The 13,375-nt window shown below is 63.4% G+C and carries 11 protein-coding genes and 1 other annotated feature; of the genes, 4 read left to right on the forward strand and 7 right to left on the reverse strand.

Translation table 11 applies throughout. The annotated features are described in order from the left end of the window. A partial coding sequence (locus BN1132_RS15590; protein ID WP_042078695.1) for a cadherin domain-containing protein occupies nucleotides 1-1,936 on the forward strand: 1,936 nt, incomplete at its 5' end. Between the two features lie 266 nt (nucleotides 1,937-2,202). Here the strand turns inward: BN1132_RS15590 and rnd are convergent. The 7 genes from rnd to BN1132_RS15625 all read right to left on the reverse strand — a co-directional run bounded on the left by rnd (nucleotide 2,203) and on the right by BN1132_RS15625 (nucleotide 9,732). Continuing rightward, on the reverse strand, nucleotides 2,203-3,315 hold the full coding sequence (gene rnd, locus BN1132_RS15595; protein WP_042078697.1) for a ribonuclease D: 1,113 nt from the start codon (nucleotides 3,313-3,315) through the stop codon (nucleotides 2,203-2,205). Between the two features lie 98 nt (nucleotides 3,316-3,413). Further along, nucleotides 3,414-5,090, reverse strand: a complete 1,677-nt coding sequence (fadD, locus tag BN1132_RS15600) for a long-chain-fatty-acid--CoA ligase FadD (RefSeq protein ID WP_084203006.1) — start codon at nucleotides 5,088-5,090, stop codon at nucleotides 3,414-3,416. Nucleotides 5,091-5,286: 196 nt separating this feature from the next. Further along, entirely contained in the window at nucleotides 5,287-6,129 is an 843-nt protein-coding gene (locus tag BN1132_RS15605; RefSeq protein ID WP_042078699.1) for an alpha/beta fold hydrolase, read from the reverse strand. Further along, nucleotides 6,129-6,641: a Slp family lipoprotein gene (locus BN1132_RS15610; RefSeq protein ID WP_042078700.1), complete on the reverse strand. Its 513-nt coding sequence runs from the start codon at nucleotides 6,639-6,641 to the stop codon at nucleotides 6,129-6,131. The genes BN1132_RS15605 and BN1132_RS15610 overlap by 1 nt, the downstream gene beginning before the upstream one ends. A gap of 67 nt (nucleotides 6,642-6,708) precedes the next feature. Beyond that, nucleotides 6,709-7,410, reverse strand: coding sequence for a tRNA (adenosine(37)-N6)-threonylcarbamoyltransferase complex dimerization subunit type 1 TsaB (gene tsaB, locus BN1132_RS15615; protein WP_042078703.1), 702 nt, complete (start codon nucleotides 7,408-7,410; stop codon nucleotides 6,709-6,711). A gap of 95 nt (nucleotides 7,411-7,505) precedes the next feature. After that, nucleotides 7,506-9,416 carry a DNA repair helicase YoaA gene (locus BN1132_RS15620; protein WP_042078704.1) on the reverse strand — a complete coding sequence of 637 codons (1,911 nt, stop codon included), beginning with the start codon at nucleotides 9,414-9,416 and terminating at the stop codon, nucleotides 7,506-7,508. A gap of 67 nt (nucleotides 9,417-9,483) precedes the next feature. Beyond that, nucleotides 9,484-9,732, reverse strand: coding sequence for a hypothetical protein (locus BN1132_RS15625; protein WP_042078705.1), 249 nt, complete (start codon nucleotides 9,730-9,732; stop codon nucleotides 9,484-9,486). 190 nt (nucleotides 9,733-9,922) lie between these two features. Then, nucleotides 9,923-10,051, forward strand: a sequence feature (His leader region). 25 nt (nucleotides 10,052-10,076) lie between these two features. Here BN1132_RS15625 and hisG point away from each other — a divergent pair. The 3 genes from hisG to hisC are packed head-to-tail and all read left to right on the forward strand — an operon-like array spanning nucleotide 10,077 to nucleotide 13,366. Further along, nucleotides 10,077-10,973, forward strand: coding sequence for an ATP phosphoribosyltransferase (hisG, locus tag BN1132_RS15630; protein ID WP_042078706.1), 897 nt, complete (start codon nucleotides 10,077-10,079; stop codon nucleotides 10,971-10,973). A 12-nt stretch (nucleotides 10,974-10,985) separates the two neighbouring features. After that, on the forward strand, nucleotides 10,986-12,284 hold the full coding sequence (gene hisD, locus BN1132_RS15635) for a histidinol dehydrogenase (RefSeq protein WP_042078707.1): 1,299 nt from the start codon (nucleotides 10,986-10,988) through the stop codon (nucleotides 12,282-12,284). Next, complete coding sequence (gene hisC / locus BN1132_RS15640; protein WP_042078708.1) at nucleotides 12,281-13,366, forward strand: histidinol-phosphate transaminase; 1,086 nt, start codon at nucleotides 12,281-12,283, stop codon at nucleotides 13,364-13,366. The genes hisD and hisC overlap by 4 nt, the downstream gene beginning before the upstream one ends. The last annotated feature ends 9 nt before the right edge of the window (nucleotides 13,367-13,375 follow it).

Consider the following 13,375-nt stretch of genomic DNA (forward strand, 5'->3'; position numbering starts at 1 on the left):
CGTGAATATCGAGGTCACTGCCACCAGTGCCGATGGCTCCAGCAAGGCACAGACCTTCACCATCGTCATCAACGATGTCGACGAGTTCGATGTCACTACCCCGACCGACACCAACGCCGCCACCAATGCCGTCGACGAGAACATCGCCATCGGCTCCCTGGTCGGCGTCACCGCCTTTGCCAGCGACGCCGACGCCACCACCAATGCCGTCACCTACAGCCTGTCCGGCAATCCCGGCGGCCTGTTTGCCATCGATCCCGCCACCGGCGTGGTCACCGTCGCCGCCGCCATCGACCGTGAAGCCCTCGGTGCCAGCGTGAATATCGAGGTCACTGCCACCAGTGCCGATGGCTCCAGCAAGGCACAGACCTTCACCATCGCCATCAACGATGTCGACGACAACCCGGTACTTGGCCCGAACGATAGCAATGTTGCCAGCAACTCGGTGGCCGAGAACGCCGCCATTGGTACCCAAGTGGGAATCACTGCCTCCGCCAGTGATGCCGACGCCGGCGGCCAGGCCATCACCTATTCGCTGAGCAACGATGCCGATGGCCGCTTCACCATCAACAGCAGCACTGGGGTGGTCACAGTGGCCGCGGCGCTCGATTACGAGACCGCCACCAACCACAGCATTACCGTGCGGGCCACCAGCGCCGACGGGTCCAGCAACAGCACATCCTTCACCATAGGCGTGACCGATGTGGGCGAGCCACCGACCACCACAGCCGACAGCGTGATCACCAGCATTGCGCTGGGCACCGCCATCCTGATCCCGGAGTGGTCGCTGCTGCTGAACGACAGCAGCAATGGAGACGGCTTGCTGGATGTAACCAATGTTGGTAGCGCCTCAGACGGAACAGTCTCTCATTCTGCCGGCTTGGGAAGCAGCGGCAGCGTCAGCTTCATCGACAGTACCCCTGCCGGGGGCTCATTCAGCTATGCGGCCACCGATGGCACGCTGACTGGCGCTGCGGCAACTGTATCCATACTCCGAGACGGCTTGGGCAGCCTGGATGGCACGGAGGGTAATGAAATACTGATCGGTAGCAACAGCGCCAGCGAGACCTTGGTCGGCGGCCAGGGCAACGACGTGCTGCTCGGCGGCAGCAGCAACGGCGATATCTACCGTTTCGGTCTCGCCGATGGCTCGGACATAGTCCGGGACAGTGGCGGCAACAACGACGCCCTGCTGATCAACACCAGTTCACCGACAGACAGCACGGCACTGTCCGCCCTCCACGTCGAGCGGGTCGGCAGCCATCTGCTGCTCGACATCAGTGACACCCATATCACAGTTCAGGATCAGTTTGCCGGCGCACAGGTGGAGACCCTCACCTTCAGCAATGGCGGCACCATCCATGGCTACACGCTGGGTACCGCAGCCTACACCTTGGTCGCCGACAACGGCACGCCGCTGGACGGCAGCAACGGCGACAACGATCTGATCGCCTCCTCCTCGGGCGCGGAAACCCTGAACGGCCTGAACAAGAACGACCTGCTGTTTGGCAACAGCGGGACGGACATCCTCAATGGAGGCGGCGGCAACGACCTGCTGCTCGCGGGCGGAGACAACGACGTGCTGAGTGGTGGAGATGGCAATGACGTGCTGGGCGGCGGAGCGGGCGCCGACCGCTTCGTGTTCGCCCAGACGGGGGTGAGCCACTTAGACTCGATCATCGACTACAACTTCTCCGAAGGTGACAGCATCGACCTATCGGACCTGCTGGATGCTAATTTCACCGCAGGGAGCCAAGAGTCGGATTTTGTTCGCCTGACGCAGTCAGGCAACTCGGTTACCGTGCAGGTGGATACCAACGGCGCCAGCGGCGGCGCCAACTTCGTGGACGCAGCGTCGCTTGCCAATTACGGCACCAGCGGTAGCGACGTCGTGAAGCTCCTGTTCGAGGGGAGTGACCATCTGCTGAGCATATAGCGGCACCATCGGGGGAGTCAGAATATAGTGCTGACGAATTCCACCAGTGACCCACTGACGGTCGATGGGAGTAATACAGCAACCAACTTATAGGCTGACGCTGACCAAGCACAGGTTGAACATCGTATAAATACTCAGCATTTAGCTGAACGATACTGCGGGGGGACCGGCTTCCAGGATCTGGTCCTGTTGCAGGGCATCCTGATAAGCAAAAGCCCTGGCCGCACACGCAGCCAGGGCTTTCGTCATAGGGGCACCAGAGGCCGCTACTGCGCCAGCAGGTGGCCCACCAGCTCATGGCGCCAGCCTTGCAGCAGCATGGGCTTGTCCGCCCGGGCCCGCTCCTCGGAGCTCATGCGCCAGCTCCAGGTGAAGTACTGGTGAATGATCTTCTTGCTCGCGACCAGCTCAGGGGGGATGTTGCTGGCCTTGGCCTTCTCCTCCACCATGGCCTTGATGCGCTTGAGCTCGGCCTTGTACTGGGGATAATCCACCAGCCGGCGGATGGGCTCGGGCCAGCCTTCGGGGTCGCTCTGCTGGGCGGCCGCGACTATGTCCAGCATCCGCTTGCCGTGGATCTTGATCTCGATGGGGGCTAGCCCCAGCTCGTTGAGATCCCGCAGCGAGGTTGGCCTGCGCTCCGCCACCTTGAACAGGTGCAGCTCTTTGACCACGAAGTTGAGGGCGAGATCTCGACGCACTGCCTCCTGCTGGCGCCAGGCGGCCAGCTCCCGCAGGATGGCCAGCTCGCGGCGGCCCAGTTGCCATGCGTTGACGATCTCGAGGTAGGCCTGACGGGGATCACTGCCCTGGGTCTTGCGGGCGGAGTGGTTCTGGCACTCCTGCTCGAACCAGGCAAACTTGCCGCTCTCGCGAAGCCTGGCCATCACCTTGTCGTAGAGGGGCAGCAGATAGAAGACATCCGCCGCGGCATATTCCAGCTGACGAGGGGTGAGCGGACGAGCCAGCCAGTCGGTGCGAGCCTGATCCTTCTCAAGCTCGACCCCGAGGAATTCGTTGACCAGGGCGCCAAAGCCGACCGAGACGCCATGGCCCAGGAAGGCCGCCGCCAGCTGGGTGTCGTGCATCTGGTTCGGCAGATGACCCGCCTGATGCTGGATAAGCTCCAGATCCTCGCCGGAGGCGTGCAAAATGGCGATCTGCCCTGCCCGGCCTAGGCGCTGCCACAAAGCGGAGAGATCGAGCGTCAGGGGATCCAGCAGGGCGAGGCGCTCGCCGTCATAGATCTGGAACAGACCGAGCTGAGGATAGTAGGTACGGGTGCGAACGAATTCGGTATCGATGGCCAGGGGAACGTCGGCCAGGGAAGCGAGATACTGATCCAGTTCGGCTTGCTGTGAAATGAGTTGATATTGCATCGTTGCCTGCACGTTGGTCGGACCCAGAAAGAAAAAACCGTGGATGCCCCACGGTTTTGCATAACGACAGCGCGTGACTGCAGAGCAGTGCATGCCGGTTACTGCTTGGCAATCTCCTCGTCGCGCAGCACGCGGCGCAGGATCTTGCCCACGTTGGTCTTGGGAAGTTCGTCGCGAAATTCTACCAGTTTCGGCACCTTATAGGCAGTCAGATGTTTGCGGCAGTGGGCAATTATCTCGTTCTCTGCAAGCGCCGCATCTTTCTTGACCACGAAGATCTTGACCTGCTCGCCGGAGACCGGGTTCGGCACGCCGACGGCGGCCACTTCCAGCACCTTGGGGTGGAGCGCCACCACGTCTTCGATCTCGTTCGGATAGACGTTGAAGCCGGAGACCAGGATCATGTCCTTCTTGCGATCCACGATCTTGAAGAAGCCCTGCTCGTCGCACACCGCGATGTCGCCGGTGCAGAGCCAGCCATCCTGCATCACCTCGGCGGTGGCCTCCGGGCGCTGCCAGTAGCCGGTCATCACCTGGGGGCCGCGTACCTGCATCTCGCCGGGGGTGCCGCTCTGGGTGACGAGGTTCCCCTCGTCATCCACCAGCCGGATCTCGGTGGAGCAAACCGGCAGGCCGATGGAGCCGTTGTAGTCCACCAGATCGTAGGGGCAGACGCTCACCAGGGGGGAGCACTCGGTCAGGCCATAGCCTTCCAGCAGCGGGGTGAGGGTCAGCGCCTTCCACTGCTCGGCCACCGCCCGCTGCACCGCCATGCCGCCGCCTATGGTGAGCTTGAGCTTGGCAAAATCCATGCCCTTGAACTCGTCGTTGTTGACCAGCGCGTTGAACAGGGTGTTGACCCCGGTGATGCAGGTGAAAGGGTACTTCTTGATCTCCTTGACGAAGCCCGGGATGTCGCGGGGATTGCTGATGAGCAGGTTATAGCCACCCAGGCGCATGAACAGCAGGCAGTTCACGGTGAGGGCGAAGACATGGTAGAGCGGCAGCGCCGTGACCACGAACTCCTTGCCGCGCTCCAGCACGGGACCGTAAACGCCGAGGCACTGCTCCACGTTCGCAATCATGTTGCGGTGGGTCAGCATGGCCCCCTTGGAGAGACCCGTGGTGCCGCCGGTGTATTGCAGGAAAGCGATGTCCTGGTTGCTGATCTCCGGCTTGATGTACTGCAGATAGCGCCCCTTGGCGAGCGCCTGGCGCATGGTGCTGGCATGGGGCAGGTTGTATTTGGGCACCAGCTTCTTGACGTATTTCACCACGAAGTTGACCAAGGTCCCCTTGGCCAGGCCGAGGTTGTCCCCCATGCGGGTCAAGATCACGTGCTTGACCGGGGTGTCGTAGACCACCTTCTCCAGGGTATGGGCGAAGTTGGAGACGATGACGATGGCCTTGGCGCCGGAGTCGTTGAGCTGGTGCTCCAGCTCGCGCGGAGTATAGAGGGGGTTGACGTTGACCACAGTCATGCCGGCCCGCAGTATGCCGAACACGGCGATGGGGTATTGCAGCAGGTTCGGCATCATCACCGCCACCCTGTCGCCCTTGCCGAGCTTGAGCTCGTTCTGCAGATAGGCGGCAAAGGCACGGGACTGCTCCTCCAGCCGGCGATAGGTAATGGTCTGCCCCATGTTGACGAAGGCGGGCTGATCGGCAAACTGGGTCACCGACTCTTCAAACATCTCGACCAGGGAGCCGTATTGGTCTGGATTGATCTCGGCGGGCACCCCTTCTGGATAACGCTTCAGCCAGACTCTTTCCACGAACTTCTCCTGCATAACTCGCACCTGTGCGCTCACTGTGTTGCCTCCGTCCCTGTCACATCCATTTCAATCAGTTGTTTTAAGCTCATGCTCTAATGCCGCACATATTTACATAAGGCAACATCGATTAACAGTGAATTAACAACGGGAAGTGTGAGGGAGAAAGCAAACCTGACATGATTCAAAGCCGGCGATCCTACCGGATTTGACTGAACTTTTCGATATAAACGGCGGTTTGTGCCGAATTTTCCATGTGGAAATGGTGATTTCCCGCCACCTGCACCATTTCAATCTGGCCAAAGAGCGGCCCCCGCAACTGCCATTGCGCCAGCAGCCCGGGGAAACCCTGTTCCCCCCGGATGAACAGCACGGGACAGGCGATGGCCCGGATCAGCGCCTGGGCCTGCCCTTCGCTCATGCGCAGCGGCGAGAGATCCCGCAGCCTGGGGTCGCTGCGCCAATGCCAGCGCCCTTCCCGCCCCACCAGCTGCCGCTCGCAGATGAGGCGCGCCGCCGCCGGGCTGATGTCCGCCACCTTGCAGCGGGCCGCCACCGCCTCGTCGAGGGAGGCAAACCCACCGGACGCGCGCTCGCGAGTACGACTGCGATTGAGAATGGCGCGGCGCAGTTGCCCGGGCACCTCTTCGTCGGGCTGGCTCAGCGGCCCGAGCCCCTCCAGCAGGATGAGGCGCGCCACCTGCTCGGGAAAGACCCCGGCATAGGCGCTGGCGATCAGCGCTCCCAGGGAGTGCCCCAGCAGGATGAAGCGCGACCAGCCTGCGGCCTGCACGATCTGGTGGAGATCGTCCAGCCAGTCAACGAAGACATAGGGGGTCACCTTGTGATCCGAGTGGCCGTGCCCCGGCAGATCGAGACAGACGAGGTGAAATGCCTCAAGATGAGGCGCCAGGGGCAGAAAGCTGGCGCCGTTGTCGAGCCAGCCGTGCAGGGCGACGAGCAGCGGCCTGCCCTGCCGACCGTTGTCCAGCAGGGCGATGCGCCGCCCGTCCGCCAGGGTGATGAAGCGCTCTGTCATCATCACCAGCGGGAGTAGTGGCGCCTTGGCCAGAAGGGATCATAGAAGGGGTCGTAGAAGTAGGGATCCACGTAGCGGATCTCCACCTCCTTCACCGGTGGCCACAGCTTGCTGGCGGTCACCTTGAGCACGGAGAAACGATACTTGTGCTCCCCTATCTGGCTGTCCACCGGCTTGTCAAGGGTGCCAAGCACCGTCAGGCTGCGCCCCTTGGCGTAGAGCGTCGGATCGACAAAGCCCTTCATGACGGCGAGGAAGCGCCCCGGGCTCTGCTCGGTCTGAGTCGGCACCCCGTTGGCCTTGAGCGGCAGATAGACCACCTCCACCACGCTCTGATCCTGTTCGTTGTGCACCGCCGAAATGACCCCGCTCCAGCGGGCCGGCTTGCCCTCCATCCCCTGCAGGGCGGGTTGATAGGCCACCAGCTGGTTTTCCGGCTCATAGACCAGCTCCCTGGGCACCGAGCTGCAGCCCGCCAGCAGCAGCCCCGCCAGCATGATCACGGATTTCATCATTCGCCTCTCCTTATCCGCGTCGTCCACCTTCACTCACTGGCATCGAGTCGCGGCTCGCCGTTGGATGTCACTCGCGACCCGGCAGTTTCTTCCAGGTCACCTTGTCGCGCAGATATACCGGTGTGGCCTGCTCCACCGGCACCGCCTCCCCCGCCAGCCAGGCTCTGCTTGCCAGGGGCAGCATGTCGAGCGCCGCCGGGAAGCGCACCTGGCTCGTCACCAGGACCTCGGCCAGATCGTCGAGCGTCTCACCATAGGTCTCAAAGCCGGTGCCGACACAGGCAACACGCCCGTTCAGCGTGCCACGGGCCTCAACCAGTGCGCCTGGGTGGCTTACCACCTCCTCCCCCACCAGTTGCATCGTGTCGCCCTGCCACTCGTAGTGGCCGAAGTAGACCTCGTCCATGCGCGCATCGATGGCGGCCAGCACCCGCTCGGCCCCTTCCAGACGGTGAGCCCCCTGAGCCATGGCCGCCAGGGTGGAGATGCCGATGAGCGGCACGCCGGCCCCAAAGGCAAGCCCCTGGGCCACGCTGATCCCGATCCGCACCCCGGTGAAGGAGCCCGGTCCCCGCCCGAAGGCGATGGCGTCGAGTTGCTCCAACGATAGACCGGCGTCGGCTAACACAGCCTGAACCATGGGCAGGATCTTGCGGGTGTGATCCCGCGGCGCCTCCTCCCAGCGGGAGAACACCTTGTCGCCCACCATGAGCGCAGCGGAGCAGGCCTCGGTGGCAGTATCAACGGCCAGGATCTTCAACTCATCCATTTTTTTTATTCTCTTCACATCAATCAGTTAAATCGTCAGCATGGCCTTGGCCTGCCGTCATGCACTGGCCGGGACGAGTTCCCGGCACGGTGGACTCACTCCCGTGGTCCGAAAAATTCTCCCAGGCTCGCCAGTTCCCGGGTCCTTGGGATGGCGGGCAGGCTCTTGATGAAGGTGGCGCCGTAGGGCTTGTTGACCACCCGGGGATCACAGATAACAAGAACCCCGTGATCACTGCGATCACGGATGAGCCGCCCCACCCCCTGTTTGAGCGCAATCACCGCCTTGGGCAGTTGAAGTTCGGCGAAGGGATCTCCCCCCTTGAGCCTGCAATCCTCCACCCGCGCCTTGAGCTGGGGATCATCCGGGCTCGCAAAGGGCAGCTTGTCGATGATAACACAGGACAATGCGGCCCCCCGCACGTCTATCCCCTCCCAGAAGCTGCTGGTGGCCACCAGCACGGCGCGACCGTTCTCCACGAAGGTCTTGAGCAGCCGCTGCTTGTTGTCCTCCCCCTGCAACAAGACGGTGCGACCTATCTCCCGGCGCAGCACCTCGGCCACCTGCCGCATCACCTGATGACTGGTGCAGAGGAAGAAACAGCCCCCCGGCGTCTTGTTGATGAGCGGGATCATCAGGGTGGCCAGCTGCTCCCCCCGCCCGAAGGCATTGGGCTCGGGCAAGAAACGAGGCACGCACAGCCGCGCCTGCTCGGCATAATCGAACGGGCTGTCGAGGATGAGCTCGGCACTGCCGGCCAGCCCCATCTCGGCCACAAAGTGATCGAAGCGATTGTCCACCGTCAGGGTGGCGGAGGTGAAGATCCAGGCCACCTCGGGGCGAAGGACCTCGGCGCCAAAGCGCTCGGCCACCGAGAGCGGGGTGAGGCTCAGGGTGAAGTGCAGACGCGAACAGTCGTACCAGTAGGAGAAACCGGTCTGGTTGATGGCCAGCACCTCCCCAAGCCGGGTGCGCAGCTCGCTGATGCGCTCGAAACAGTGGTCGAGCTGCTCGCCACGCCCGAGCGCCAGTTTCAGCACCTCGTAGCAGAGCCCGAGCGCGTCGTTGAGGCGAGCCAGCGCCTGGGCCCAGAGCGGCTGGCGCAGCAGGTCTCGGGTATTGCCGCGCCCCCCCTCCACGCCGAAGGCCAGACGCAGATCCTGGCTGGCGATGTCGAGCCGGTCCGCCGCCTTGCCGAGCTGGGCCATGTCGTGAGCCTCGGCCCGATAGGCCAACTGGATGTCCTGGGCCAGATCCTGGATGGTGCGGCTGCCCACCGACTTGCCGAAGTAGTTGCTGGCGATCTCGGGCAACTGGTGCGCCTCGTCGAACACATAGACCTGCGCCTCGGGCACCAGCTCGCCAAAACCGGTGTCTTTCACCGCCATGTCGGCGAAGAAGAGGTGATGGTTGATCACCACTACCTGGGCCTCCATGGCGCGGCGGCGGGCCACCACCAGGTGGCAGTCGTCATAGTAGGGACAGTCGCGGCCCAGGCAGTTCTCGTTGGTGCTGGTGACATGGGGGAGGATCTCGGCATTCTCCTGCAGCCCCGGAATGTCCCCCACATCGCCATTGTCCGTGGTGGTGGACCAGGACTTCACCTTGACCAGATCATTGAGCACGTCGGGCTTTTGCAGGTGGGATTCGGCGAGCAGGCGGTTCATCCGCTCGATGCACAGGTAGTTGCTGCGCCCCTTGAGCAGGGCCACAGGCCGCGTGTAGTCGAGCGCCCCCGTGATGGTGGGGAGATCTCGGTAGAAGAGTTGCTCCTGCAGGTTCTTGGAGCCCGTGCTGATGACGATCCGCTTGCCGGACTCCAGTGCCGGCACCAGGTAGGCGTAGGTCTTGCCGGTGCCCGTGCCCGCCTCCACCAGCAGGCGACCACCATGCCGGATGGCGCGCGCCACCGCCTCGGCCATCTCCAGTTGCGGCGCGCGGGCCTTGAAGCCATCGATGTGGCGGGCCAGAGGGCCGTCTGGCTTGAACAGGGTCTGGATGGTCAAAGGCGTGTCCCGCAGCAAAAGCGGGCATTATGCCAAAAGCGCGGCGAAAGCGGGACTGATAATACGTTCAGACGAAGAGATCGATCTGGTGATCGGGGTCCGGCTTGTGATCATCTTCCTGCACCTTCGGCTGATCACGCCGCTCCGGATGATACCCCTGCTGGCGCGGCTGGCCGCCACCGCCGCCATTCTCGGTGCCTATCTTGCGCAGCTGATGCTTCTGGCTGATCTGGGTCACCTCCCGCTTGATGTCGTCGGGGCTCGGCGTCGAGGGTGCGCGGGGCAAGATGGGGAATAACAGATCCTGGCTGGGCATGATGTCGCCTCCTCTGGCTCTTCATCGTTTAGTTATCGACCAGAAAACCGTTTTCTCAACTTAAATCGTCCGGATCACATTTTTCGGTTGCTTTTTCCGTCAAGGCAGGTAGTTTAAATCGGGCGTCAACAACGACATCTGATTTGTAAAGGATTGATTACATCATGAAGTTCACCACCCTGAAGACTCATCACCACCATCATCATCCCGAATAGTCTTTCAGGAGGTTGACTGCTGGAAGACACTTAACTGGTGACTTCCAAAAGGACCGCAAGATTCATAAACCCTCGGAAGCACCCACTTCCGAGGGTTTTTTCGTTTTTGACTAGAAGGAAAATCGAGCAATGGAAACACAACGTCTGCGCATCGCCATGCAAAAGTCCGGCCGCCTGAGCCAGGACTCCCAGGCCCTGTTCAAGAGCTGCGGCCTCAAGATCAACCTGCGGGAGCAGCGCCTCATCGCCCATGTGGAGAACATGCCCATCGACATCCTGCGGGTGCGCGATGACGACATTCCGGGCCTGGTGATGGAAGGGGTGGTCGATCTCGGCATCATCGGCGAGAACGTGCTGGAAGAGGTGCAGCTCATCCGCGCCGCCCAGGGACTGCCAGCCGAGGTCAAGACCCTCAAACAGCTCGATTTTGGCGGCTGCCGCCTCTCTCTGGCCATGCCGGACGACGTGGACTATCAAGGCCCTGCGAGCCTCGCCGGCAAGCGCATCGCCACCTCCTACCCCGGGCTGCTCAAGCGCTTCTTCGACGAGCAGGGCCTGGGCTTCAAGAGCGTGATGCTGGGGGGCTCGGTGGAAGTGGCGCCGCGCGCGGGCCTGGCCGATGCCATCTGCGATCTGGTCTCCACCGGCGCGACCCTGGAGGCCAACGGCCTGAAAGAGGTCGAGGTGATCTACCGCTCCAAGGCCGTGCTGGTCCAGGCCCCCAACCCCCTGTCGGACGCCAAGCAGAAGCTCATCGACAAGCTGCTGCCCCGCATCCAGGGGATGCAGCAGGCCCGCGAGAGCAAGTACATCATGCTGCACGCCCCGAAAGACAAGCTCGACGCCATCACCTCCCTGCTGCCCGGCGCAGAGCGCCCCACCATCATGCAGCTCGCCGGCGAGACCAATCAGGTAGCGCTGCACGTCGTCTCCAGCGAAACCCTGTTCTGGGAGACCATGGAGCAGCTCAAGGCCCTGGGGGCCAGCTCCATCCTGGTGCTGCCCATCGAAAAGATGATGGAATAAGGAAGCAACATCATGCAGACCCTGATCTGGAAGAGTCTCTCCCCCGCCCGGCAGGTCGAGGTGCTGACCCGCCCCGCCCTCGGCGACGAGGCCGACATCGGCGCCGTGGTGCGGGAGATCATCGCCTCCGTACGGGCCCGGGGCGATGAGGCGCTGCGCGAGCTCAGCCAGCGCTTTGAGCGCGCCCCCCGCGAGCAGTTGCGGGTGAGCGAGGCCGAGATGGACGCCGCCTGTGCCCGACTGGATGATGACATCAAAGGTGCCATCCTGGCCGCCATCGCCAATATCCGCACCTTCCACGCCGCCCAGGTGCAGCCCGTCGTGCGGGTCGAGACCCAGCCCGGCGTCCTGTGCGAGCTGCGCACCCAGCCCATCGGCCGGGTCGGCCTCTACGTGCCGGGAGGCAGCGCCCCGCTGCCCTCCACCGTGATGATGCTGGCCATTCCGGCAAGCCTAGCCGGCTGCCGCGAGGTGGTGCTCTGCACCCCGTCGCCGGCCAGCGACGAGATCCTGTTCGCCGCCCGCGCCTGCGGCGTGCGCCAGGTGTTCGCCATCGGCGGTGCTCAGGCCATCGCGGCCATGGCCTATGGCACGCAGACGATCCCCAAGGTGGACAAGATCTTCGGCCCGGGCAACGCCTACGTGACCGAGGCCAAGGGCCAGGTCTCCCGCGACTGGCGCGGCGCCGCCATCGACATGCCCGCCGGCCCCTCCGAGGTGCTAGTGATCGCCGACGACAGTGCCAACCCCGCCTTCGTGGCCGCAGATCTGCTCTCCCAGGCCGAGCACGGCCCCGACAGCCAGGTGGTGCTGGTGACCACCTCTGCGCTGTTGGCGAAAGTGGTCGAAGAGGAGCTGGCGGCGCAGCTGGCGCTGCTCAGCCGCCGCGACATCGCCACCCAGGCGCTCGGCAGCAGTCTGGTGATCCTCTGCGACAACCTGGACGAGGCCTGCGCCATCTCCAACGCCTACGCCCCCGAGCACCTGATTGTGCAGACCGAGGCGCCGCGCGACTTGCTCGATAAGCTCGAGAACGCTGGCTCCATCTTCCTCGGCGCCTGGACCCCGGAGTCGGTCGGCGATTACGCCAGCGGCACCAACCACACCCTGCCCACCTACGGCTATGCCCGCACCTGCTCGAGCCTGGGGCTCGCCGACTATCAGCGCCGCTACACGGTGCAGGAGCTGAGTGCGGAAGGGATCCGCGGCCTGGGCCCCATCGTCCAGCGCATCGCCGAGGCGGAAGGGCTCGATGCCCACAAGAATGCCGTTACCCTCAGACTGAACGCACTGCAAAAGGATTTATCATGAGCATCGCCAACCTGGCTCGCCGCGTGGTGCGGGCCCTCACCCCCTACCAGTCCGCCCGCCGCATCGGTGGCAAGGGCCACGTCTGGCTCAACGCCAACGAGGCGCCGCTGGCCTACCCCTTCACCGTCGAGGGCAGCCGCCTCAACCGCTACCCCGAGTGCCAGCCGGCCGAGGTGGTGAACGGTTACGCCGCCTACGCCGGGGTGACCCCGGATCGGGTGCTGGTGAGCCGCGGGGCCGACGAGGCCATCGAGCTCTTGATCCGCACCTTCTGCGAGGCGGGGGAGGATCAGATCCTCATCTGTCCGCCCACCTACGGCATGTACGCCATCAGCGCCGAGACCTGCGGCGTCGGCATCGTGGAGCAGCCGCTCACCGCGAGCCGTCAACCCGACTGGCCCGCCATCGCCGATCGGCTGTCGGACGTGAAGCTGGTGTTTCTCTGCTCCCCCAACAACCCCACCGGGGATCTGGTGGGCCGCAAGGGGCTCATCGCCCTGCTAGAGAAGGCCCGGGAGCGCGCCATCATCGTCGTGGACGAGGCCTATATCGAGTTCTGTCCGGAGGCGAGTGTGGTGGACCTGCTCGCCCAATACCCCAACCTGGTGGTGACCCGCACCCTCTCCAAGGCCTTCGCCCTGGCGGGGATCCGCTGCGGCTTCACCCTGGGGGATCCCGAGGTCATCGCCATGCTGGCCAAGGTGATCGCCCCCTACCCCATTCCCGACCCCATCGCCCAGATAGCAAGCCAGGCGCTCTCCCCCATGGGGCTGGAATTGATGCAGGAGCGGGTGCAGGAGCTCAACAAGCAAAAAGCGATCATCAAGGCCGAACTGCTCCGTCTGCCCTGCGTCAAGGAAGTGTTCGAGGACAAGGGTAACTTCGTGCTGGTGCGCTTCAATGACGGGGCCGCCGTGTTCGCCGCCATGAAGGCCGCCGGCATCATACTGCGAGATTTTTCCAGCAAGCCGGGGCTCGACAACAGCATCCGCATCACCATCGGCTATCAGGGCGAAATGGATGCCGTGCTCCAGGTGCTGCGCGATGTTGCCGCCACCACCCCGTCTGCCGCCAGCGTATAAGGACGTAGA

Origin of the sequence: Aeromonas sanarellii, from assembly GCF_000820085.1 — a bacterium.
In the GTDB taxonomy this organism is placed as follows: domain Bacteria; phylum Pseudomonadota; class Gammaproteobacteria; order Enterobacterales; family Aeromonadaceae; genus Aeromonas; species Aeromonas sanarellii.